This is a genomic window from Pleomorphomonas koreensis DSM 23070 (assembly GCF_000425185.1).
GTDB lineage: Bacteria > Pseudomonadota > Alphaproteobacteria > Rhizobiales > Pleomorphomonadaceae > Pleomorphomonas > Pleomorphomonas koreensis.
In genome coordinates this window covers 1-22,311 of sequence record NZ_AULH01000021.1, presented here as the reverse complement: position 1 = coordinate 22,311, position 22,311 = coordinate 1, and the positions used below count along the sequence as shown (strand labels likewise).

The following is a 22,311-nucleotide window of genomic DNA, read 5'->3' as shown; positions in this document are numbered from 1 at the left end:
ACGAATAATTCCTGTCACCGTGATCGAGGATGGCGATCAGCATGCGGGCCTATCCCAACCTTCGGCATCTCGCCTATCTGGTGGCGCTGGCCGAGCACCGGCACTTCGGCAAGGCGGCCGCCGCGTCGGCCGTCACCCAGTCGACGCTCAGTGCCGGCATTCGCGAACTCGAGACGATCCTCGGCGTTCAGGTGGCCGAGCGCACCAAGCGTTCGGTGATCCTGACGCCGATCGGCCATCAACTGGCGGAGAAGGCGGCCAGACTGTTGCGCGCGGCCGACGACATGCTCGACATCGCCACCCAGTCGACCACGCCGTTTTCAGGCACCATCGCGCTCGGTACGATCCCGACCATCGGTCCCTACCTGCTGCCTCGCATCATCCCGGCGCTCCGCGAGCGCTTTCCGGCGCTGCGCTTCGCGCTGCGCGAGGACAAGACGGGCGCGCTGCTCGATCGCCTCGCCCATGGCCGGCTCGACCTGGTGCTGATCGCCTTTCCCTATGAGACGGAAGGCCTTGAGACGATGATGCTGTTCGACGACGCCTATCGGTTCGCCTGCGCCGCCAGCCACCCGCTCGCCGCGTCCGCGCGCGTCGAGTTGGCGCAGCTCACCGATGAGCCGCTGATGCTGCTCGAACGCGATCACTGTCTGCACAGCCATGCGCTGCCGCTGCTCGAAGCGGTGCCGGCGGTGGCCGAGGCGGCCTTTTCGGCCACCAGTCTGCCGACGCTGGTCGCCATGGTGGCCGAGGGCATGGGTACGACGCTGCTGCCCGATCTGGCGATCACCGGCGGCATTGCCGGCGGCGACATCGCCGTCCGCCCGATGTCGGGCGAAACCAATGTGCGCAGCATCGGCCTCGCCTGGCGGCGCCAGTCGGGGCGGGCGAAGACGTTCCGGGAAATCGGAACTTTCCTGCGAACCTGGGCGGAAGACGAAATCCAGCCGTGGCGCGGCTAGACCTTGACGCCGACGAAGCGGACGACGGCGCCTCTGCCGCGATGACCGCGTCCCTCGTCGAGTTCGACATCGCCCTCGAAGGCGTGGATGGCGCGGATGTCAGGCCCGAAGTCTTCCTCAAGCAGCGCCAGGTCGAACAGCATCGAGACATCCGGCGGCCCGCCGCTGTGGCGTCCGAGCTGGTTGCGATGGAAGGCTTCGAGGATGACCAGCCCGCCCGGCTTCAGGGCGTGCATCAGGTTGCGGTGGGCGGCGCGTCGGACGCCCGCGGGCATGTGGACGTAGATCAGCACCACGGCATCGGCGCTGCCGGGCTGGGGGTCATAGGCGGACAGATCGACGACGGCGGTCTCGATCGCAACGCCGCGTTGATCGGCCAGCGCCCGCGCCTTGGCAAGGCCGACCGCCGAGGCGTCGAGCGCCAGAACATGGTGTCCCTGTCCGGCCAGCCAGACGCCGTTGCGCCCCTCGCCATCTCCGGCGGCGATCACCCTGGCGCCCGGCGGCAGGCGTCCGGCCGTCTCGACGAGAAATCCGTTGGGCTCGGTGCCGTAGCGGTGACCCGGTTTGGAGAATTCCTCGTCCCAAGACGACATGGCGGTCTGTCCTTGCACTATCGGCCGATGATCGGGCGCACAACATGCCGTCCCGCGCCGCGGCTGTCCATCGGCAACGGCCGAGATACCGGCGGCGGCATGTTGCCGATGGCCGGGCGCGGCCGATGCCGCCTGCAACTCTCTTTTGCCGAGGCGACGGCATTGCCGCGTCGATGAGCATCGGGATCCCGGCGGACTTCCAGTTGTTCCGGTTCGGCTTTCGCAAGCGGCATCTGCCATTTATCTGACTATTTTCCGTCGCCGGTCCGGTCATATAGTGCCGGCGGAATTGCCAATCCCCGGATCATTTCATGTCGCTGTCCAGTCAGGTTGTGCCCATCTTCCTGTTGATCGCCATCGGCTTTGCCGGCCACCGCTTCGGTTGGCTGAGCGATGCCGCGGTGGATGGGCTGCGGCAGATCGTCGTCCGCATGGTGCTGCCGTCGGTGCTGTTTCTGTCCTTCCTGGATATGGATCTGACACCAAGCTACCTGTCGCTGGTGGCGATCGTGTTCGTCACCTGTACCGTGGGGCTGGCGATCGGCTGGCGGCTGGCGCGGCGAGCCTTTCCCGCCGACCGCTACACGCCGTTCATGATGGGCGGGTACGAGTTCGGCATGCTGGGCGTCGGCCTGTTCGTCGGGGCCTATGGCGCCGGTGCGTTGTCGTCGATCGCCGTCGTGGCGCTCGGCCATGAACTGTTCATCTGGTTCGTGTTCTTCGCGCTGCTGATCGCCGCCCGCGATGGTTCGGCAAGGTCGGCAGGTCTCCTTCTCGGTTTCCTGCGGAATCCGGTGACGGCGGCCATCCTTCTGGGGCTGGTCGGCAACGTCCTGGGTCTCAGGACAGCCGCACTCCAGGCCATACCCGGCGTCGACGCGGTGATGGTGACGCTGCATTATCTCTCGGCGATGATCGTGCCGGCGGTCCTGATCGTCGTTGGCCATGGCCTGCGCTTCGAATCGGTCGACGCCGGCAAGATTGCCCGCATCATCGGCCTTCGGCTCGTCGTTCAGCTCCCGCTCGCCCTGCTGGTGTCTTTCCTGGTGCTCGGTGCCATGCTCGGTTTCGAGCTTCGCTTCCAGGTGGCGCTGTTCACGCTGATGGTATTGCCGCCGCCGTTCATCGTGCCGCTGTTCATGCCTGATGATGCCGTGGCGGTTGCCGAGCGCCCGCTGGTCCTGCAGGTGCTGACTGTCCACACGCTGGCCTCGCTGATCGTCTTCGCCGGCATCATCGCGGTATTCCCGCGGTTCTAGCCCCGCCGCGGCTACGGTTCGCCGGCCAGATCCCGGCGGGCCTTGTCGAGTTCTTCGGCATAGCGGCGGAGCAGGTGCTGCTCGGTGAGCAGGCCGACCACCTTCAGCGTCTTCAAGCTGTCGACGACCGCCAGCTCTTCGCTGTTGGTCACCTCGAACATCTTGGCCGCGTCGGTGACGTTCATCGACGGCACCAGGGCGACGCCGGGGTGCCGCGCCAGTTTGGCCAGCGTCATGCGGGCGACGTCGTCGCCGGAGACGTTGAGCGCATAGGCGTCGGCGACCACCACGATGCCGGCGTAGCGGCCGTCGTCGTCGACGACGATCACCCGCTGCGTCGATCCGAGCGGGAACTGCTTGCGGAAGGTCTCGAGGCTTTGTCCGGACGACACGGTGCGGACGCCCGCCCGCATCATGCGGGAGACGGTGAGATTGCGCATCCAGCCGACGTCATGGGCGCTGCGGATGGTTTCTCCCCGGAGATGCAGACGCCAGGTCGAGAAGGAGTAGCCGAAGGTTTCGCGAACGATCACCGCCGACATGATCGAGGCGGCCAGCACGGCGCCCGTGATGGCGAGATCGCGCGTCGTCTCCAGCACCAGAAAGGTCATGGTCATCGGACCGCCGACGACGCCCACCGCCATCGACGCCATGCCGACGACCGTGGCGAGGATCGGCGGCAGGTCGGTCGTCCAGCCGAGCGCGACAAGGATCAGCGCATAGGCCTTGCCGAGCAGGGCCCCGAGATAGAGCGAGGCGAAGAAAAGACCGCCTCGAAAGCCCGAGCCGAGCGAGATGGCGGACGCGGCCGTCTTCAGGGCGAACAGGATGATCAGCGCCTGCCAGGTCGACGACGATTGCAGCTCGACATGCAGGGCCCCGTGGCCGGACGACAGCACGTGCGGCGAGATCAGCGCCAGACCGCCGACCAGCACGCCGCCGGTGACGGGGCGCAGCCAGGCCGGGCAGCGGGCCAGCCGGAACAGTTGCTCGACGCCGGTGACCAGTTGCATCACCAGGACAGCGGCGAGGCCGCCGAGAACGCCGAGGGCGAGGAAAGGCAACAACTCCACCGCACTTGTCGGCGGGACCGTGCCCATTTGAACCGGCGTCTGGACCGCGCCGAGCCAGTCGGCGGTGAGGCTTGCCGTCAGCGAGGCGGCAAGCACCGGCGCCACCAGCGTCACCGTATAGGTGCCGATGATCAGCTCGAAACCATAGAAGGCGCCGGCGATCGGTGCGTCGAAGGCGGCGGAGATGGCTCCGGCCGCCGCGCAGCCGACCAGCATGCGCACCTCGGAGCGGCGCAGCCGCAATGCCAGGGCGATATGCGAGGCGATGCCGGAACTCGCCTGCGTGTAGCCGGCCTCGAGACCGACCGAGGCGCCGAAGCCACTGGAGATCATGGTCTGGGCGGCGACGTAGAGGCTTTCGCCGACCGACATGCGGCCGCCGTGCAGGGCGTTGGCTTCGATCGGGTCGACCGGCGACCGCCGGATGACACGCCGCACGGCAAGCCCGAGGACAACGAGGAGAGTGCCGCCGACCATGGGCACCAGCGCCAGCCAGGGGGAGGCGAGAGCGTCCTGCCCGCTCAGCCGCGCGTGCATGGGCAGACCAAACAGCAGCACGTGCGCGTAGTTGGTGATCCAGCTCATCGCCGTGACCACGCCGCCCGCCAGACAGCCGATCGCCGCCGCCAGCACCAGCAGGCCGATCTCCCGGTAACGCCGGGGCGACATTGCCCGGCGCAGGATATATCTCAGATAGGTCGAAGCGCGGTGGGGCACGAGGAGCGCCAGGCAAGGACGTCAGGTGCGGCCTCTATACGCGGCTTCCCGCGGCCGCTCAATGGCGGGCATGGCGCCGCCGGTCGCCTTCGCCACAACGGCGCAGACAATCGCGAAGGAAGCAACCGGTCGAGGCGGAGGAAGTTGACGCCTTGCTCCAGGCACAAGGCTGCGATGGCGCTCCGCATCGGCCGGAGCGGCGCCAGCGCAACCTCAGCCACGGCGGCTCCAACCGGACCGTCCGCTTCTGTGGCCCTCAACACTTCGATCCGCCACCCGAACACTCCGGCCGGCGTCGGGCGCCCGATGTCCTGACCGGACCGGCACCTTTTCGTATGCGGGATCAATTCCGCAGACGCGCCGACCAGCTAAATCTGACGAGGCGTTGCCATCGGAGGGTCGCCCGCCGAGCGTGTTATCGGCGCGACAAAGCCATAGAGGCGGCCGGCCATGTCGCGGTAGTGCGCCGCCTTCTGGCGATAGGCGGCCACCTGATGCGGCCGTGGCGCAAAGACCTTGCCTTCGCGGACGAAAGCCGCCGCCGCCTCGCCATAGGAGCCGAAGGCGCCAATGCCGACGCTGGCGCCCATGGCAGCGCCGGCGCAACTGGCTTCGCCGGGGACGGCCACCACTTCGCGGTCGAAGATATCGGCTTTCATCTGCAGCCAGCGGTCCGATCGTGCGCCGCCACCGACGGCGTGGATGCGGCCGATCTCGGTGCCGATCGCGGCTTGCAGTTCGAGGTTCCAGCCCATCTCCAGCGTGATGCCCTCGATGGCCGCCTTGGCGAACTCCTCGTAGCTGGTACCGGCGTCGATGCCGACCACGGCGCCGCGCGCCCGGGCGTCGAGCCAGGGCGTGCCGGTGCCGATCAGATGAGGAAACATCAGAATATCGGTCGGTTCCTCGGGCAGATCGGCGAGGATCAACTCGTAGGGGTCGACGCCCCTGGCGGCTGCCAGCTCCAGGGTGTGGCGGCTCGCCACGTCGCGGAACCATTTCAGCGCCACGCCGCCGGCAATGTAGGACAAGGTGAGCTTGAGCGGCGCTACGGTGTGGCGCTCGATCGGGAAGTTGCAGTCGAGCGCCGCCGGTGCCGGCATGGCGTCGCGGACGGGAATGGAAACGCATTCGAAGGTGCCGGTGCCGTCGACGGCGATGCCCTCGGCAATGCCGCCGGCCCCGAGCGAGCAGCAGCCCTGATCATGTCCGCCGGTCACCCATTCCACGTCGCGCGGCAGGCCGAGTTCGTCGCAGGCGTCCGGCGCGGCGCGGCCGACCGGCGTGCCGGAGGCGACCGGCGTTGCCAGTTGCGCCTTGGTGATGCCGGCGAAGGCGAGATAGTCGTCGATCCAGGCGCAGCTTTCGAGATCGAGCGCCATGGTGCGCGAGGCGAGCGAGGTGCTGATGAACGGGCCGACGCCGAGCCGCGTCAGGATATAGTCCTCGACGCACAGGAAGCGATCGGCGGCGGCGAAGATGTCCGGCCGGTTGGCCCGGAGCCAGGCGATCTTCGGCAGCGTGTACATCGAATGGACGGGCAGGCCGGTGCGGCGGAAGATCTCCGCCTTGCCGAAACGGTCGGCGAAGGCGGCGGCCTCGCCCTCGGCGATCGGCGCCGTGTTGAGAATGAACGGGCCGATGGCCCGGCCGGCCCGGTCTGTGGCCACGAAGCTCTCGCCGTGGCTGGAGATGGCGGCGGCCCGGATCTCCGTCGCCGGAGCGGCCGCCCGCAGACGATGGATGACGTCGGTCAGCGCCCGCCACAGGCTGTCGGGAGCAAGACCGCCGCCGGATCTGGCGGCGCCATATTCGAGGGATGCGCCGGCGAGCCTTTCGCCGTCGAGCGCGTAGAGCGTTGCCTTGAGGGCCGTCGAGCCGACATCGATGCCGAGTAACGCCACGATACACTCCGCTTTCCGGAAAATGTGGCAGCGGCGCCGACATCCGGGATGTCGGCGCCGGCAGCGCGTCATGGCTGATCAGCCGAGTTCGACGACGTCATAGCCGAGGTAGCGGATGAAGGCCTCATCGAGGGCGGTCTTCAGGTGGCCGACGCCGATGGTGGTGTGATGGCGGAAGCCGCCCTGTCCCAGACGGATCAGCTTCTTCTGCAAGCCGGGAATGGCGCAGACGCCGGCGCAACCGAAGAATTCCTTCTCGATCGGGTCGGCGGTGAACTCGCCCTCGGTGACGTAGACGGTCAGCTTGCCGTCCTCGGTCTTACAGTTGGACAGCGTGGTCGGGAAGGCGGCGATCCGGCCTTCGTTGCTGCCCCAGCCGCAACCCGGCTGGCTCTTGGCGAACATCTTGTGGTCGGTGACCTCGCCCTTTTCGGTCATCAGCGACTGGGCCACCGGGCCGCAATGGAACAGGATCACCTTGTCCGGGTCGTCGCCATAGTTGTTGTTCCAGTCGAGACAGGCGGCCGGCCGGCCGCTGGCAAGGTTCAGCGCCCGCATGGTGACGGCGCTGCAGATGTCGATCTCGCAGCTCGATACCACGCCCCGGTCGTTGAGTTCGCTGAGCAGCACGCAAGGGGCGATGCCAAGCTCGGCCTGCATCTCCGTCCAGCAGCGGATGGCGACGGTGTCCAGATGGTATTCGTCGATATAGTCGTCGAGGGCGACGCCGACCTTGGCCAGCGTCAGCATCTTGTCGGCCGGCACCTTGCCGCAGTTTGTATAGCCGGCGAGCCGGTCGCGCTTGTCGGTAACGCGGGCGGCGGTGTCCGAGAGGCCGGCGACGCGCCGGAACAGGTCGGAGAGGTCGAAGGTCTCGACGGTGATGCCGGCCTTCTGCAAGGCGATCTCGTCGAAGCGGACGGTCTTGAAGGCGGTGGTGCGGGCGCCGATGCAGCCGATCGAGAAGCGACGCATGCCCTTGACCACCCGGCAGATGGCGGCGAAGTCGTCGAGGTTGCGCCGGAAGGCCGCCGTCAGCGGATGCACCACATGCGGCTCCAGCATGGTGAAGGGCAGGCCGTACTGGTGGAAGACGTCGGCGATGGAGAACTTGCCGCAGTAGGAATCGCGGCGGTGCTCGAAGTCCATCTTGCCGATCTCGTCGGGATAGGCCTGCAACAGGATCGGCACGCCGCAATCCTGCAAGGCGGCGATGGCGCCGTTCTCGTCGGAGAAATTCGGCATCGACAGGATGACGCCGTCATAGCGGCCGCGATTGGCGGAGAGCCACTCGGCATAGCCGCGACCCTCGTCGCGGGTCTCGACGGCGCCATGGCGGGTCATCTCGACCGGCGGCAGAAGATAGCCGTAGCCGGCATCGCCGACCGCCCTGGCGACCTCCTCGCGGGCGCCGGCGATCAGGTTCGCCGGAAAGAAGCCGCGATTGCCGAAATAGAGCGCGAAGGTGGTCCGCTCCGGATTGGTCGACTTGGTCATCTGTCCCTCCCTCGTTCGGTCAGCCGCCGTAGGCCGTGGTATTGGTGGTCAGCGCGAGGTCGTCGGCCAGCGAGCGGTGGGGTTTGAGGCCCTTCTTGCCGATCGCTGCATGGTAGGATTTCACGGCGTCGGCGGCCTTGAGGTCGCCGTCGCCGACGCGCTTCAGGTGCTCGATGAAGATGAGCTGATCCTCGGCCGCGACGATCTTGCGGCCGAACAGCGCGACGCGGGCACCATGCTTCTTGGCGTCCTCGATGAGGAAGAAGGCGTCATGGCTGGTGCCGGCCGATCCGCCGAGCACGCCGACGATGATGCTGGGATCATAGTGGCAGAGTTCGGCGACGGCCCGGCCACCCATATAAGGCAGCTTCAGGAACAGCGGCCGGGCCGACTTCGGCACGCCGGCCAGCAGGCGGACGATATGGTCGTTGACGAAGCCGGGGATGGCTTCCGGCGCGAGGCCGTGCAGTTCGGGCGACACGTTGGGCGGGAACACCTCGAGGAAATGGTCGAAACCCTTCTCCTCGGCCTCGATACGGAAGGCGTTGTAGCGCTCGAGCGTCAGGAGATCGGCGTCGGGAATGTTGTTGAAGGTCACCGAGTAGAGGCCGAGGTTGGCGCCGCGCGTGCGTTCCCTGGCCGAGGGGTTCAGCTTGCCGGCCTGGATATGGTCGATGGTGGCGGTGCTGAAGGGAGCCGATGGGGCCGTCACATAGCGACCGCCGCGCACCACGTGGAGATCGGTGGTGTCGTTGGCGCGCACGGCCGGCAGCACCGGCGATCCGTCGAAGATGCGCTCCTCGATGGTCAACCTGGCCGATGTGCTCGCCGACATCAGCATGATGTCCACCATCTCCGCCTTGACGATGTCGCGGATGTCCTGGCGGAGGTCGTCGATCGACCTGAGTCTGCCGTCCGCCGTCCGGCCGGCCGAGGCAACGCCACGGGCCATGTCGGGGTCCTTGGCGTCGGCCAGGATGAAGCAATCGGCGGACGGATCCGCCTGGAGGATCGCCAGCTTTTCATCGAACGTCTTTTTCACACTACTCTCCGATGGATCGGTGTTGGCTTGCCCGCACGAGGTAAAAGAGACCGTAGGTAAACAAGATATCCAAACTCACGAAATAGAGCGCCGTTGTCCGGCAGTCTCTCCGGGCAAGCGCAGAAATCCCCGCAGCCGTTCAAAGGGGATCATACGGCCCAGAAGACATGTGCATATCTGTCTCCGTGGTCGTCGTTCCGTCCGGCCGCGGATTCTCGCCATCCCGCTTGGTTGAGCCGGTTTTATAGGCTATTTGATTTGGCTATAGTCCCATCCGACGGCCGGCGACAGAGGGCGAACTGGCTATGAGTATGTCAGATCTTGCTGAGAGGATCGGCGTGACGGATGCCAAGGCCGATCGCCTCATCCATCGCCTTGCATTCATGAACAACTTTTCGGATGGACAGCAGGACCCGGAGGTTGCTCCGTTATTACCCGGATATACTTTTGGCCAAAGGCTGATGTCGGGCCTGACGCCGATCGAGCGCGACGGGCTTCTGGACTTTGCCATCGAGCGGCCGAACGGCCTCGACGGCTGGACGCTGCTTCTCACCGTGCGGGGTCGGGGTTTGCTGCTCGATCGGCCCGGCGAGGTCGAACTCCGGGAGGGCGATGTCTTGCTGATCCCGCCGAGGGTGGAGCACCGCTACCGTCGCTGCGACGGGTGTTCGTCGTGGTGGCACCGCTGGGTGTATTTCCAGCCGCGCCAGACCTGGCTGCCCTAGCTGTCCTGGCGCGGCGGCGGTGCCAGGGCGACGCTGCTGCGTGGACAGGACGATGACTTCCGCCGCGAGCTGGACCGCATCTTTTCCGAGATCGACGCCTGGTCGATCAACGCCGACGCCTTCGCCACGGAGATGTCATTCAATCTCCTGGAGCGCGCCATCCTGATTTGCAGCCGCTACAATGAAAAGCCGGTGGCCGACTACGATCCACGGCTGGCCGGCATCTGCTCCTATATCGCCGAGAACATCGACCGGCCGCTCAGCCTCGAAGTCATCGCCGACCACGCGCGGCTGTCGGTGTCGCGCCTGTCGCATCTGTTCCAGGACCGTTACGGCTGCAGCATCATGAGCTGGCGCGACGACCTCCGGATGCAGCTCGCCTGCCGCATCCTCAAGATGACCGACGCGCCGGTCAAGCAGGTGGCGATCCGGGTTGGCTATGCCAACCCGCTGCATTTCTCCAAGATGTTCCGCAAGCGGATGGGGCTGAGCCCAAGTCGATACCGGGACGAACAAGCGTGACTTATTGGGTCGTGTCCCCTGAGGTGGTGTAGCTCGGCGACCGAGGGGCCGTTTGTCATGGCGCCCCGGTGAAGAACATGGCCCACAGGGCTTCGGTCCGCTCCCCTGAAAAGGCTGCGCCATCAAGGTCCGGGATCAGACAGCTAGAGATCGGCGAATACCTGCGGATTGGCGACGACACTCGCCGCTGCCGTCCGGACAGTCGCCACGTGCGCATAGGCGGCATTGCCGGCAGTCGCGGCATCGGCGCGCAGGATGGCCGTGACGATTGCCTCATGCTCCTCAAAGGAGCGAACGAGGCGGCCGGGCAAGTGGAACTGCGCTCGCCGGAAGGGGGCAAGACGCGCCCGCGTCTGGGTCACCAGGTCGTAGATGTGTTCGTTGTGGGCTCCGAGATAGAGCGCCGTGTGAAAGCGCGTGTTGTGGGCAGCGTACTCGTCCTCGGCGCCATCGCGGATCAACCTGTGCGACGCCCGGTGCCCGGCCTCAATGCTGCGCCGCTCGTCGACCGTCATGCGCAGCGCGGCGAGGCGGGCGCAAATGCCCTCGAGTTCGGCCATCGCCTCGAACATCGAGTTGAGGTGGTTTTCGTCGACCGTGCTCACCACGGCGCTGCGGTTTGGCTCGCGCTTGACGAGACCCATGGCGCCGAGCTGGCGCAGGGCTTCGCGTACCGGCGTGCGCGATACCTCGAAGCGGCCGGCCAGCGAGCCTTCGTCAAGCTTGTCGCCGGGCCTGAGGCTGCCGGTGACGATCAGGCCGGAGATGGCGCGCACCATTTGCTCGACGGTGGTGCCGGCCCGGATGATATCGCGGCTTCGCCCTTGCTTCACATCGGATCTCCTCATCTGCATACACATGCTAAGTATCGACCGGGAAGTCAAATGGCGGCTCACACCACTGTTATATATCGATATTTTCTCATATCACCAAGCGGTTGAATCATCCCTTTCGCTCAAGAATGATGCATGATCGCATATATTTCGATCACCGATCATAAATTAGGCTATCAAACGGAAAACTGCATGCACTTTTTGCGGCCGTTTGAGTGGAGGCACGCATTATTTAATAATTTCAATATATTAACTTATGGCACAGCGATTGCATACACTTTCTTGTTCGCTAGACCCGCGACCTGGGAGTGCCTGCTGATGATCGATCGCTTTTCCCTCAACCGCCGCCGTTTCCTCCAGACCACAGCCACCGGGCTGCTTGCCGGCGCGGTGCCGGGCCTTGCCTCCGGACGTGCCTTTGCCGCCGGTGGACTGACGGTCGGCTTCGTCTACGTCGGCCCCAAGGATGACTACGGCTACAACCAGGCCCATGCGGAAGGCGCCGCCGCCGTCAAGGCGCTTGAGGGCGTCACCGTCGTCGAGGAAGAGAACGTACCCGAGACCGTCGACGTCCAGAAGACAATGGAATCGATGATCAACCTCGACGGCGCCACGCTGCTGTTCCCGACGTCCTTCGGCTATTTCGACCCGCACGTCCTGGCCGTGGCGGCCAAGTATCCCGACATTCAGTTCCGCCATTGCGGCGGTCTCTGGCAGGCGGGCAAGCATCCCGAGAACGTCGGCTCCTACTTCGGCTACATCCATCAGGGCCAGTATCTCAACGGCATTGCCGCCGGCTACGCCACCAAGTCCAAGAAGATCGGCTTCGTCGCCGCCAAGCCGATCCCGCAGGTGCTGCAGAACCTCAACGCCTTCCTGCTCGGCGCGCGCTCGGTCGACCCCGCCATCACCTGTCAGGTGATCTTCACGGGCGAATGGTCGCTGGCCGTCAAGGAGGCCGAAGCCGTCAACGCGCTGGTCGACCAGGGCGCCGACGTCATCACCTGCCACGTCGACAGCCCGAAGGTGGTGGTGCAGACCGCTGCCGGCCGCGGCGCCTTCGTCTGCGGCTATCACGCCGACCAGTCGCCGCTCGCCCCCGACAAATACCTCACCGGCGCCGAATGGGCCTGGGGCAACGTCTATACCGACTTCGTCAAGAAGGCGCTGGCCGGCGAGAAGCTCGGCAACTTCGTGCGTGGCGGCCTGAAAGACGGCTTCGTCAAGATGAGCCCGCTCGGCCCGGCCGTGTCCGCCGAGGCGCGCAACAGGTTCGAGGCGACGCTCGCCGAGATCATGAAGACCAAATACTCGGTCTTCAAGGGGCCGCTCAAGGACAACAAGGGCAACGAGGTGATCACCGCCGGCGCCGCCTATCCCGAGGACGCCATCGAGCTTGAGAGCATGGACTATCTCGTCGAGGGCGTCGTCGGCTCGGCCTCCTGAGGCCCCCGGCCAGCCCGCGCGACATGCTGAACGGAGAGCGCCGATGACGATCGGAATGGATGAGGTGAGTGAAGCAGCCATCCCGGCTGCCGGCTCCTGGGCCGGGCGCCTTGCCGAATGGACTGCCCGCCGCCTCGAACCGGTGGCTATCGGCCTCGGCGCCATCCTGATCGGCCTGATGCTGTTCTCGCTGTTCATCCTGGCGCTCGGCAAATCGCCGCTGATGCTGTTCCAGTTGATGTACACCGGCGGCTTCGGCAGCTGGTTCTCCATCCAGAACAGCCTCAGCCGGGCGGCCCCGCTGCTGCTTACCGCGCTTTGCGTGGCGCTGCCGGCCCGCCTTGGCCTCATTGTCATTGGCGGCGAGGGGGCGCTTGCCCTCGGCGGCGTGGCGGCCGCCGCGGCCGCCTTGCCGCTCACCCATCTGTTGTCGCCGTTTCCCGCGCTGATTGGCATGGCGCTTGCCGCCATGCTGGCCGGCGGTGTCTGGATCGGCTGCGTCGGCGCCCTGCGCCACTATCGCGGCGTCAACGAGACCATCTCGTCGCTGCTCATGTCCTACATCGCCATCGCCGTCATGAACCAACTGGTCGAGGGCGTGCTGCGCGATCCGGCCAGTCTCAACAAGCCGTCGACCCCGCCGCTGCCGGCCGACTACATGATCGGCGCGCTGCCCGGCATGGACGTTCACTGGGGCTTTGCCATCGGCATCGCCGCCTGCGTCGTCTCCTACCTCTTGATCGAGACCACCACCTGGGGCTTCGCCGCCCGGATCGCCGGCGGCAACACGCGGGCCGCCGAGGTGCAGGGGCTGCCGGTCGGCCGGCTGATCGTTGGGTTCACGGCGCTGGCCGGCGCCTGTGCCGGCCTCGCCGGCATGATCGAAGTGGCCGCCGTGCAGGGCAGCGCCAACGGCGCCATCATCGCCGGCTACGGCTATACCGGCATCCTCGTCGCCTTTCTCGCCCGTCACAACCCGCTTGCCATCATCCCCATCGCCATCCTGATCGGCGGCATCGACGCCTCGGGTGGCCTGATCCAGCGACGCATGGGGCTGCCCGACGCCACGGTGCTGGTGCTGCAAGGAACGCTGTTCATCGTCATCCTGGCCTGCGAGACCCTCTACGGCCGTTTCAAGCTGTTCAACCCCGAACTCTGGAGGAGGAACCTCTGATGGACGACACCGCCATCGGCCTCTGGGGCGTTCCCCTTGCCATTCTCGCCGGCGCCATCCGGGTGTCGACGCCCTTCATCTTCGTCAGTCTCGGCGAGACCATCACCGAGCGGTCCGGCCGCATCAACCTCGGCCTCGAAGGCACGCTGGTATTCGGCGCCATGACCGCCTACGCCATTGCCGTCGTCACCGGCTCTCCGTGGCTCGGCGTCGCGGGCGCCATGGTGGTCGGCGCGGCGTTCGGCCTGGTGCATGGCTTCATCTGCCGTCTGCCGAAGGTCAACGATATCGCCATCGGCATCGCCATGATGCAGTTCGGCCTCGGGCTCGCCTTCTTCCTCGGCAAGTCCTACATCCAGCCGGCGGCGCCGCATCTGCCGTCGATCCCCTTCGGCTTCTGGTCCGGCCTGCCGCAGGTCCGGGCCGCCCTCGACATCAACGTGCTGTTCCTTGCCGGAGCGGCGCTGGCCTTCGCCCTGCGCTGGGCGCTCGCAAATACCCGTCTCGGCCTCACCCTGCGCGTCGTCGGCGACTCGACCGACGCGGCGCGCGCCATGGGCATCAACCCCGACCGGGTGCGCCTTGTCGCTACCGCCATCGGCGGGGCATTCGCCGCCGTCGGCGGCGCCTATCTGTCGCTCTACTATCCCGGTGCCTGGAACGAGGGCATTTCCTCCGGCCAGGGCCTGATGGCCGTCGCTCTCGTCATCTTCGCCCGTTGGAACCCGGTCGGCTGCTTTCTCGCCGCCCTGCTGTTCGGCGGCGCCGGCGCTCTCGGCCCGGCCTTGCAGTCGGTGGGCGTCACCTCCGGCTACTACCTGTTCTACGCCGCCCCCTACGCGCTGACGCTGGTCATCATGATCGCCACCTCGTCGCCGAACCGGCCGGTGCCCGGCATGCCGGGCGCTCTGTCGCTCACCAAGTAATCTCTCAGCCAAGGAATCCAGCATGAACGGCCTCGGAGGTCTCAACAAGTCGGACAACGGTGTCGGGATCGGCCTCGTCCAGTTGCAACTGCCGACGACCGTGACGCCCGACGACCTCGCGCGTCAGACGCAGGTGATCGTCGACCTCGTCGGCAAGGCGCGCCGCAACCAGCCGGGTATGGATCTCGTCGTCTTTCCCGAATACGCCCTGCACGGCCTCTCCATGGACACCAACCCGGCGATCATGTGCCGTCTCGACGGGCCGGAGATCGCCGCCTTCCGCGCGGCCTGCCGTGCCAACCGCATCTGGGGCTGCTTCTCCATCATGGAGTTCAACCCGAGCGGCAACCCCTACAATTCGGGCGTCGTCATCGACGATACCGGCGAACTTCGCCTCTACTATCGCAAGATGCACCCCTGGGTACCGGTCGAGCCCTGGGAACCGGGCGATCTCGGCATTCCCGTGATCGATGGTCCGAAGGGCGCAAAGCTCGCGCTGATCATCTGCCATGACGGCATGTTCCCGGAGATGGCCCGCGAATGCGCCTACAAGGGCGCCGAGATCATGATCCGCACCGCCGGCTACACGGCGCCGATCCGCGACGCCTGGCGCTTCACCAATCAGGCCAACGCCTTCTGCAATCTGATGGTGACGGCGAGCGTCTGCATGTGCGGCTCCGACGGCACCTTCGATTCGATGGGCGAAGGCATGATCTGCAACTTCGACGGCTCGATCATCGCCCACGGCACGGCCGGACGGGCCAATGAGATCATCACCGCCGAAGTGCGGCCGGACCTCGTGCGCGAGGCGCGTCTCGGATGGGGCGTCGAGAACAACATCTACCAGTTCGGCCACCGAGGCTACGTCGCGGTGGCCGGCGGCGCTGGGGACGCTCCCTACACCTACATGCACGACCTGGCGGCCGGCCGCTACCGGCTGCCGTGGGAGGATGGCGTCAGGGTAACCGACGGCACGTCCTGCGGCTTTGCCGCGCCGAACCGCCGCTACGGCGAGAAATCCGCGTGAGTTCTGAGGAGTCAAAGATGACCGCAACGTCCCGCACACTCGCCGCCGATCCCTATCCCTGGCCTTACAACGGCGACCTCCGGCCGGAAAACACCGCCCTCGTCATCATCGACATGCAGACCGACTTCTGCGGCAAGGGCGGCTATGTCGACGCCATGGGTTACGACCTGTCGCTCACCCGGGCGCCGATCGAACCGATCTCAAGGGTGCTCGCCGCCTTCCGCGCCGGGGGCTACCACGTCCTGCACACCCGCGAGGGTCACCGGGCCGACCTGTCCGACCTGCCGAACAACAAGCGCTGGCGCTCGCGACGCATCGGCGCCGGCATCGGCGACGCCGGCCCTTGCGGCCGCATCCTGGTGCGTGGCGAGCCCGGCTGGGAGATCATCGACGAGCTGGCGCCGCTTCCCGGCGAGACGATCATAGACAAGCCGGGCAAGGGCTCGTTCTGCGCCACCGACCTGGAGCTGATCCTCAGGCAAAAGGGCATCGACAACCTGGTGCTGACCGGCATCACCACCGACGTCTGCGTCCATACCACCATGCGCGAGGCCAACGACCGCGGCTTTGAATGCCTGCTGCTCGAAGACTGCTGCGGCGCCACCGACCATGGCAACCACCTCGCGGCGATCAAGATGGTCAAGATGCAGGGCGGCGTGTTCGGCGCCGTCGCCGATTCCGCCACTCTCATCGAAGCGCTCGGCTGACGCCGCCGCCGCCCGATCCCGAAAGGAGCGCACCATGGCCGTTATCCGCGATCGACCGCTGCCCGCCGCCGGCCAGGCGGTGAGCGTCGAAACGCTGGGCATGACCATGCGGTTCGGCAGCTTCACCGCCCTCGACGACGTGTCGCTGCGCTTTCCGGCCGGCGGCTTTCACGCCCTGCTCGGCGAGAATGGCGCCGGCAAGTCGACGCTGGTCAAGTGCATCATGGGCTTCTACCGGCCGACGTCCGGCTCGCTGATGGTCGGCGGCCGCGAGGTCGAGGTCGCTTCGCCGCGCGACGCGGCGCTTTATGGGCTCGGCATGGTCTACCAGCATTTCACGCTGGTCCCCTCGCTCACCGGCGCCGAAAACCTGGTGATCAGCCGCGCCGAGGTGCCGGCGGTGATCGACTGGGCGCAGGAACGGCGCGCGCTCGCCGATTTCATGGACCGCATGCCCTTCGACATTCCGCTCGACCGGCCGGTGCGCGATCTCGCTGCCGGCCAGAAGCAGAAACTGGAGATCGTCAAGCAACTCTACCTCGGCCGCAGCTTCCTGGTGCTCGACGAACCGACGTCGGTGCTGACGCCGGCCGAGGCCGACGAAATGCTCGGCCTCGTGCGCGGCATGACGGAGCGCGGCGAACTGACGGTGCTGATGATCAGCCACAAGTTCCACGAGGTGCGCAAATTTGCCGACACGGTGGCCATCCTGCGTCGCGGCCGGCTGGTCGGCGGCGGCCGGGTCGACGGCATCCCGACCGCCGAAATGGCGGCGATGATGATCGGCGACGTCAAGCTCGCCGAACTCGACGACCGCGTCCCCACCGACGCCGGCGCAAAGCCGGTGCTGCGGATCAGCCGGGCGGTGGCGCCCGACCGTTCCGGCCTCAAGGCGGTGGAGATCGCCGATCTCGATGTCCGCGCCGGCGAGATCGTCGGCATCGCCGGCATCTCCGGCAATGGCCAGAAGGAACTCGCCGAGATGCTGGCGGGACAGCGGCCGCTCGCGTCCGGCGGAATCCTGGTGGGCGGCCGGTCCTATGCGGCGAGCCGCGGCGAGACGGTCGAACACCGGGTGCGCTTCATTCCCGAGGAGCCCCTTCAAAATGCCTGCGCTCCGAAGATGAGCGTCGCCGAGAACCTTTATTTCCGCGCCTTCGACCGGGCCGGCGGCCGCCATAGCTTCCGGTTGTCGAAATCGGCCATGCGCCGATACGCCGGCCGTCTCGTCGCCGACTTCAAGGTCAGGACGTCGTCGCTCGATTCGCCGATCGCCGCGCTGTCGGGCGGCAATGTCCAGCGTGCCGTGCTGGCGCGCGAACTGACCGGCGATGTCGACCTCCTCATTGTCGCCAACCCCTGCTTCGGGCTTGATTTCTCGGCCGTGGCCGAGATTCGCGCCCGGATCATGCGCGCCCGTAACGCCGGCGCGGCGGTCCTGCTGATCTCCGAAGACCTCGACGAGCTTCTCGAGCTTTCCGACCGCATCCTCGTCATGTCCGAGGGCCGCATCGTCTATGAGACCAAGGCGCAGGCCGCCGACGTGGCGGTGATCGGCGCGCACATGGCGGGACACCATTGATGACCGGCATTCGAGCCCTTCCCTACGCCTTTCCGTTGCGGCGCAACGAACTGGCGCTGATCGTCATCGACATGCAGCGCGACTTCGTCGAGCCCGGCGGCTTTGGCGAAAGCCTTGGCAACGACGTGAGCCGCCTGTTCGCCATCGTGCCGGCGGTGAAGCGGCTGATCGAAGGCTGCCGCGCCGCCGGCGTGCCGGTCATTCACACGCAGGAGTGTCACCAGCCCGATCTCAGCGATCTGCCGGCCGCCAAACGCCACCGCGGCAATCCGCGCCTGCGCATCGGCGATGCGGGGCCGATGGGCCGCATCCTGATCGCCGGCGAACCGGGCACGGCCATTCTCGACGACCTGGCGCCGCTGCCGGGCGAACTGGTGATCGAAAAGCCGGGCAAGGGCGCCTTCTACGCGACGTCGCTTGGCGAAGAACTCAAGAGGCGCCGGCTGACTCAGTTGATTTTCGCCGGCGTCACTACCGAGGTCTGCGTCCAGACGACCATGCGCGAGGCCAACGACCGCGGCCATGAATGCCTGCTGGCCGAGGACGCCACCGAGAGCTACTTCCCCGAATTCAAGGCCGCCACCCTTGCCATGATCCGGGCGCAGGGGGCGATCGTCGGCTGGACGGCCAGTGTCGATGCCATCCTGGAGGCGCTCGATGCCTGAGACGACGCGTTTTCTTTCTGCCGGCAATTGGAACGCGCTCGCCTTCGAGCCCTTCCGGCAGGGCGTCGACATCCACTGGATTCACCGCTTCGCAGCCGATGCTCCGGGCGTTGCCTTGTTGCGTTACCAACCCGGCGCCAGCGTGCCGCGCCACCGCCATGCCGGGCTTGAGACCATCCTGGTACTCGACGGCGAACAGTCCGACGAGGCCGGTGACTACGGTCCCGGCAGTTTCATCGTCAACGCCGAGGGCAGCCAGCATTCGGTCTGGAGCCGCCCCGGCTGCGTCGTGCTGATCCAGTGGCAGACGCCGGTCATCATTCTCGAGGAAACCTCTTCATGACGCCTGTTCCCGTTTTCGACATCGCCGCGCTCCACGCCTATTACGCCACCGGCGGCAGCGTCGAATCCGTGATCGACCGGGTGTACGCGCGCATCGCCGAGGTCGCCGATCCCGGCATTTTCCTCCATCTCGCCGATCCCGCCACCCTCAAGGCCGAGGCGACGGCGCTCGGCGCCTTCGACCCGGCGGCAAAGCCGCTCTGGGGCATTCCCTTCGCCGTCAAGGACAATATCGACGTGGCGGGCATGCCGACCACCGCCGCCTGTCCCGACTATGCCCGCGTGCCCGCTGCCGACGCCACCGTCGTGGCTCTCCTCAAGGACGCCGGCGCACTGGTTGTCGGCAAGACCAACCTCGACCAGTTCGCCACCGGCCTCGTCGGCGTACGCACGCCGTATCCGGTGCCGGTCAACGCCATCGACCCGGCGCTGGTGCCGGGCGGATCGAGTTCCGGTTCGGCCGTCGCCACGGCGCAGGGCATCGTCAGCTTCGCGCTCGGCACCGACACGGCCGGCTCCGGTCGCGTGCCGGCCGGTCTCAACAACATCGTCGGCCTGAAGCCGACGTTCGGCGCCCTGTCCTGCACCGGCGTCCTTCCGGCCTGCCGAACGCTCGACTGCGTGTCGATTTTTGCCCTCACCACCGACGATGCCTATCGGGTGTTCGCCGCCGCCGCCCGGCCCGATCCCGCCGATGCCTACAGCCGCGACATCGCAGTCGGCGCACTGGCGGCACCGGCCGCGCTTGCCATAGGCGTACCGGCGCCGGCGGACCGCCGCTTCTTCGGCGACGACGCCATGGCCGCCGGCTTCGGGGCCACTCTCGACCGCCTCCGGACACTTGGCCATCGCATCGTCGAATTGCCGTTCGCCGATTTCTATCGCGTCGCCGACCTGCTTTACGAAGGCGCCTGGGTGGCCGAACGCTACGCCGCCGTCCGCGACTTCTTCGACAGTCACGTCGACAGTTTCCACCCGGTGACGCGCCGGATCTACGCCGGCGCCAAGGCGCTGTCGGCCGCCGACGCCTTCGACGGCTTCTATGCCCTCAAGGATCTCAAGCGGCGGATCGAACCGCTGATCGCCTCGGTCGACCTCTTATGCGTGCCGACGGCGCCGCGACATTTCACCCGGTCCGAACTCAACGCCGAGCCGATCCGCGAGAATTCCCGCCTGGGCACCTACACCAATTTCGTCAACCTGCTCGACCTCTGCGGCATCGCCGTGCCGACCGGCCGCCGGGTCGACGGCCGGCCGATGAGCGTCACGCTGCTCGCCGCCGCCAGCCGCGACGGTCTCACCGCCGGCCTGGCCGATCTCCTCCACCGGAACAGCGGCCTCGCCCCAGGGGCCGCCGGCTGGCAGCAGCCGGCCGGCAAGCCAGACGGCATCGATCTCGTGGTGGTCGGCGCTCATCTCCGGGGCATGCCGCTCAACCGCCAGCTCGTCGATCTCGGCGCCACCTTCGTCGAAGCCACCCGCACCAGCGCCAGCTATCGGCTCTACGAGCTTTCCGGCCAGAGCCCGGCCAAGCCCGGCCTCAGGCGCGTTGCCAGCGGCTCGGGCGTCGGCATCGAGGTCGAAGTCTGGCGCCTCGCCCCGGCCGCCTTTGGCGTCTTCGTCGATAATGTGCCGCCGCCGCTCGCCATAGGGAACGTCGAACTCGAGGACGGTCGCACCGCCAAGGGTTTCCTCACGGAGCCGATCGCCCTCGATGGCGCCCGCGACATCTCGGATTTCGGCGGCTGGCGCGCTTTCATCGCAGGACGGGATTGAGCACCCGAGCCAGAGCCTTCCGATCGGGCCGGAGGGGCTTTCTCCTTCATCCGGCGATCGCGATGCTTCGAATACATCCTGATAGTACCAGCATCGAAAGATGCGAGCTGGCCGGCTTCGGCGGCACGACCGCCCTGGTAATCGAGCGCTTCGACCGGCCTGCGGGCGCGCAACCATCGCCTCCGTCGCCTGCCGCAGGAGGGCTGCTGTCAGGCTCTGTCGGTGCCGCCGAGCCGCAAGTATCAGGCCGACGGCCGGCCGTCATTCAGCGGCGTACTCGATCTTCTGAACGACAGCGCCTCGGCGGAGGCCATCGGTGTTCGGCATGAAAGCTGGGCGAGGGCGCTTCCGAAGGAATCGCCCGATCTCTGGGAGATGCTGTCGGACTGGGACGGCGACAGCAGAAATGGTCTGTTCGCTCACGTCATCAGCCTGCCGGTCAATGCGGTCCATGAAGGATCAAGAGACCGGTCAGCGACCTCGATAGAAGTCAACAATCGAAAACTAGCTGGTTAGCGTCAGAAGGCGAGCGTTGTTTGCTCCGGACAGGATCGGATATATCGATTCTCGACGAGAATACTATTCCAACTTCGCATGGGGTGAACCGTCGGAGGATTGAAGGCCGGTTTCGCCGGATCCCCGCCGTATCAGTCTGGTGCCCAGCTTGATCGTCTGGGGCGGCGAGGTGTCGCCGCCAATCCTGCGGAACAGCAGTTGGGTTGCGACACGGCCGATATCGTAAGGGTTCTGTTCGACGACGCTGATTCCAGGCTCCAGCAGGTCAGCGAGCGGGAAATCATCGAAGCCGATGAACGGCAGATGCAGACCGACGGCCTTGAAGGCCCGGAGCAAGGCGTAGGTGCAAAGGGAGTCGCCGGTAATCGCGGCGGTGATCGGCTCATCGAGAGCGAGCATCTTTTTGAGGGAAGCCAAGGTGGCCGCAGGGTTGCCGGATGCCGAGCAGACCAACGCCTCATCAAAGGCAATGCTCTCGGCCGTCAAGGCTTGCCGATATCCCTCGATCCGCTCGACCTGGGTGAACAGCTGATCGACATTGCTGAAGAAGGCGATGCGGTGATGGCCGCATTTCACCAGCTGGCGTGTCGCCATCTGGGCGCCGGCGTGATTGTCGGTCAGGACGGCGTCTACCTGATGATGCAGCGACGGACGGTCGACGAATACCACCGGCAATCCGTTGCCCAATTCGCGGCCGAGGTAGGGTTGTTCCCGGCCGGTCGGGGCGATGATCAGGCCGTCGACCTGGCGGGAAGCCAGCGCCCGTACCGCTTCCTGTTCTCGCTCGAGATTGCCTCCGGTCGCCGCAACGATCAGCATCGAGCTGTTTTCAAGGCTCACGCTCTCGATGGCTCTGATCAGCTGCGAGACGAAGGGTTCGCCAAGATCCTCACAGATAAAGCCGATGCTGTGGGTTGTGCCCATGCGAAGCACCCGGGCGCTGTCGTTACGCCGATATCCCAGTTCGGCGATGACGGCCTTCACCTTTTTCCGGACGGGAGGGCTGACCCCAGGCTCGTC

At 66.4% G+C, this 22,311-nt stretch carries 20 protein-coding genes and 1 pseudogene; 14 read left to right on the top strand and 7 right to left on the bottom strand.

Annotated elements, in window-relative coordinates:
• Window positions 1-29: 29 nt before the first annotated feature.
• Window positions 30-962, top strand: coding sequence for a hydrogen peroxide-inducible genes activator (locus H512_RS0117015; protein WP_245585440.1), 933 nt, complete (start codon window positions 30-32; stop codon window positions 960-962).
• Here the strand turns inward: H512_RS0117015 and H512_RS0117010 are convergent.
• Window positions 959-1,558 carry a class I SAM-dependent methyltransferase gene (locus tag H512_RS0117010; protein ID WP_026784472.1) on the bottom strand — a complete coding sequence of 200 codons (600 nt, stop codon included), beginning with the start codon at window positions 1,556-1,558 and terminating at the stop codon, window positions 959-961. The two genes, H512_RS0117015 and H512_RS0117010, sit on opposite strands and share 4 nt — an antisense overlap.
• 311 nt (window positions 1,559-1,869) lie before the next feature.
• On the opposite strand from H512_RS0117010, the gene H512_RS0117005 reads away from it, so the two are divergent.
• Window positions 1,870-2,817: an AEC family transporter gene (locus H512_RS0117005; protein ID WP_026784471.1), complete on the top strand. Its 948-nt coding sequence runs from the start codon at window positions 1,870-1,872 to the stop codon at window positions 2,815-2,817.
• 11 nt (window positions 2,818-2,828) lie between these two features.
• Here H512_RS0117005 and H512_RS0117000 read toward each other — a convergent pair whose 3' ends face one another.
• The 4 genes from H512_RS0117000 to H512_RS0116985 all read right to left on the bottom strand — a co-directional run bounded on the left by H512_RS0117000 (window position 2,829) and on the right by H512_RS0116985 (window position 9,050).
• Window positions 2,829-4,559, bottom strand: coding sequence for a chloride channel protein (locus H512_RS0117000; RefSeq protein ID WP_084798566.1), 1,731 nt, complete (start codon window positions 4,557-4,559; stop codon window positions 2,829-2,831).
• Between the two features lie 416 nt (window positions 4,560-4,975).
• Complete coding sequence (locus tag H512_RS0116995; RefSeq protein ID WP_026784469.1) at window positions 4,976-6,511, bottom strand: FGGY-family carbohydrate kinase; 1,536 nt, start codon at window positions 6,509-6,511, stop codon at window positions 4,976-4,978.
• Between the two features lie 78 nt (window positions 6,512-6,589).
• Window positions 6,590-8,008: an L-fucose/L-arabinose isomerase family protein gene (locus H512_RS0116990; RefSeq protein ID WP_026784468.1), complete on the bottom strand. Its 1,419-nt coding sequence runs from the start codon at window positions 8,006-8,008 to the stop codon at window positions 6,590-6,592.
• A gap of 19 nt (window positions 8,009-8,027) precedes the next feature.
• Window positions 8,028-9,050: a hypothetical protein gene (locus H512_RS0116985; RefSeq protein ID WP_026784467.1), complete on the bottom strand. Its 1,023-nt coding sequence runs from the start codon at window positions 9,048-9,050 to the stop codon at window positions 8,028-8,030.
• A gap of 311 nt (window positions 9,051-9,361) precedes the next feature.
• Here H512_RS0116985 and H512_RS25960 point away from each other — a divergent pair, with 311 nt between their 5' ends.
• Together H512_RS25960 and H512_RS25955 are read left to right on the top strand one after the other, a co-directional pair.
• Complete coding sequence (locus tag H512_RS25960) at window positions 9,362-9,775, top strand: AraC family ligand binding domain-containing protein (protein WP_169507172.1); 414 nt, start codon at window positions 9,362-9,364, stop codon at window positions 9,773-9,775.
• 132 nt (window positions 9,776-9,907) lie between these two features.
• Window positions 9,908-10,297, top strand: a complete 390-nt coding sequence (locus H512_RS25955) for a helix-turn-helix domain-containing protein (RefSeq protein WP_026784465.1) — start codon at window positions 9,908-9,910, stop codon at window positions 10,295-10,297.
• Between the two features lie 143 nt (window positions 10,298-10,440).
• Here H512_RS25955 and H512_RS0116970 read toward each other — a convergent pair whose 3' ends face one another.
• The gene (locus tag H512_RS0116970) at window positions 10,441-11,151 is read right to left on the bottom strand and encodes a GntR family transcriptional regulator (RefSeq protein WP_053239992.1); all 711 of its coding nucleotides are present in this window, start codon (window positions 11,149-11,151) and stop codon (window positions 10,441-10,443) included.
• 297 nt (window positions 11,152-11,448) lie between these two features.
• On the opposite strand from H512_RS0116970, the gene H512_RS0116965 reads away from it, so the two are divergent.
• From H512_RS0116965 to H512_RS27095, 10 genes and pseudogenes are all read left to right on the top strand, one after another.
• On the top strand, window positions 11,449-12,576 hold the full coding sequence (locus H512_RS0116965; RefSeq protein ID WP_026784463.1) for a BMP family ABC transporter substrate-binding protein: 1,128 nt from the start codon (window positions 11,449-11,451) through the stop codon (window positions 12,574-12,576).
• Between the two features lie 55 nt (window positions 12,577-12,631).
• Complete coding sequence (locus H512_RS0116960) at window positions 12,632-13,750, top strand: ABC transporter permease (RefSeq protein WP_425414184.1); 1,119 nt, start codon at window positions 12,632-12,634, stop codon at window positions 13,748-13,750.
• Window positions 13,750-14,676, top strand: a complete 927-nt coding sequence (locus H512_RS0116955; protein ID WP_026784461.1) for an ABC transporter permease — start codon at window positions 13,750-13,752, stop codon at window positions 14,674-14,676. The genes H512_RS0116960 and H512_RS0116955 overlap by 1 nt, the downstream gene beginning before the upstream one ends.
• 22 nt (window positions 14,677-14,698) lie before the next feature.
• Entirely contained in the window at window positions 14,699-15,703 is a 1,005-nt protein-coding gene (locus H512_RS0116950; protein ID WP_026784460.1) for a formamidase, read from the top strand.
• A gap of 17 nt (window positions 15,704-15,720) precedes the next feature.
• Window positions 15,721-16,410, top strand: coding sequence for a biuret amidohydrolase (gene biuH / locus H512_RS0116945; protein WP_026784459.1), 690 nt, complete (start codon window positions 15,721-15,723; stop codon window positions 16,408-16,410).
• 34 nt (window positions 16,411-16,444) lie between these two features.
• Window positions 16,445-17,992: an ABC transporter ATP-binding protein gene (locus H512_RS0116940; RefSeq protein ID WP_026784458.1), complete on the top strand. Its 1,548-nt coding sequence runs from the start codon at window positions 16,445-16,447 to the stop codon at window positions 17,990-17,992.
• A complete protein-coding gene (locus tag H512_RS0116935; protein ID WP_026784457.1) occupies window positions 17,992-18,657 on the top strand; it encodes a cysteine hydrolase family protein in 666 nt (221 codons plus the stop codon). Before H512_RS0116940 ends, H512_RS0116935 begins: the two co-directional genes overlap by 1 nt.
• On the top strand, window positions 18,650-19,000 hold the full coding sequence (locus H512_RS0116930; RefSeq protein WP_026784456.1) for a cupin domain-containing protein: 351 nt from the start codon (window positions 18,650-18,652) through the stop codon (window positions 18,998-19,000). Before H512_RS0116935 ends, H512_RS0116930 begins: the two co-directional genes overlap by 8 nt.
• Window positions 18,997-20,775, top strand: a complete 1,779-nt coding sequence (gene atzF / locus H512_RS0116925; RefSeq protein ID WP_026784455.1) for an allophanate hydrolase — start codon at window positions 18,997-18,999, stop codon at window positions 20,773-20,775. Before H512_RS0116930 ends, atzF begins: the two co-directional genes overlap by 4 nt.
• Window positions 20,776-21,060: 285 nt before the next feature.
• Window positions 21,061-21,231: pseudogene (locus H512_RS27095) on the top strand (DNA-binding protein); the annotation flags it as partial.
• A gap of 123 nt (window positions 21,232-21,354) precedes the next feature.
• On the opposite strand, the gene H512_RS24575 reads toward H512_RS27095, so the two are convergent.
• Window positions 21,355-22,311: LacI family DNA-binding transcriptional regulator (locus H512_RS24575; RefSeq protein ID WP_036792337.1), on the bottom strand; the 957-nt coding region annotated here is incomplete at its 5' end.

Coding starts and splice junctions, on each gene's coding strand:
- H512_RS0117005 (WP_026784471.1), top strand. CDS start 1,870: ATGTCGCTGTCCAGTCAGGTTGTGCCCATCTTCCTGTTGATCGCCATC.
- H512_RS0116960 (WP_425414184.1), top strand. CDS start 12,632: ATGGATGAGGTGAGTGAAGCAGCCATCCCGGCTGCCGGCTCCTGGGCC.
- H512_RS0116935 (WP_026784457.1), top strand. CDS start 17,992: ATGACCGGCATTCGAGCCCTTCCCTACGCCTTTCCGTTGCGGCGCAAC.
- H512_RS0117010 (WP_026784472.1), bottom strand. CDS start 1,558: ATGTCGTCTTGGGACGAGGAATTCTCCAAACCGGGTCACCGCTACGGC.
- H512_RS0116940 (WP_026784458.1), top strand. CDS start 16,445: ATGGCCGTTATCCGCGATCGACCGCTGCCCGCCGCCGGCCAGGCGGTG.
- H512_RS0116930 (WP_026784456.1), top strand. CDS start 18,650: ATGCCTGAGACGACGCGTTTTCTTTCTGCCGGCAATTGGAACGCGCTC.
- H512_RS0116955 (WP_026784461.1), top strand. CDS start 13,750: ATGGACGACACCGCCATCGGCCTCTGGGGCGTTCCCCTTGCCATTCTC.
- biuH (WP_026784459.1), top strand. CDS start 15,721: ATGACCGCAACGTCCCGCACACTCGCCGCCGATCCCTATCCCTGGCCT.
- H512_RS0116965 (WP_026784463.1), top strand. CDS start 11,449: ATGATCGATCGCTTTTCCCTCAACCGCCGCCGTTTCCTCCAGACCACA.
- H512_RS25955 (WP_026784465.1), top strand. CDS start 9,908: ATGTCATTCAATCTCCTGGAGCGCGCCATCCTGATTTGCAGCCGCTAC.
- atzF (WP_026784455.1), top strand. CDS start 18,997: ATGACGCCTGTTCCCGTTTTCGACATCGCCGCGCTCCACGCCTATTAC.
- H512_RS0117015 (WP_245585440.1), top strand. CDS start 30: ATGGCGATCAGCATGCGGGCCTATCCCAACCTTCGGCATCTCGCCTAT.
- H512_RS0116970 (WP_053239992.1), bottom strand. CDS start 11,151: ATGCAGATGAGGAGATCCGATGTGAAGCAAGGGCGAAGCCGCGATATC.
- H512_RS0117000 (WP_084798566.1), bottom strand. CDS start 4,559: ATGTCGCCCCGGCGTTACCGGGAGATCGGCCTGCTGGTGCTGGCGGCG.
- H512_RS25960 (WP_169507172.1), top strand. CDS start 9,362: ATGTCAGATCTTGCTGAGAGGATCGGCGTGACGGATGCCAAGGCCGAT.
- H512_RS0116990 (WP_026784468.1), bottom strand. CDS start 8,008: ATGACCAAGTCGACCAATCCGGAGCGGACCACCTTCGCGCTCTATTTC.
- H512_RS0116950 (WP_026784460.1), top strand. CDS start 14,699: ATGAACGGCCTCGGAGGTCTCAACAAGTCGGACAACGGTGTCGGGATC.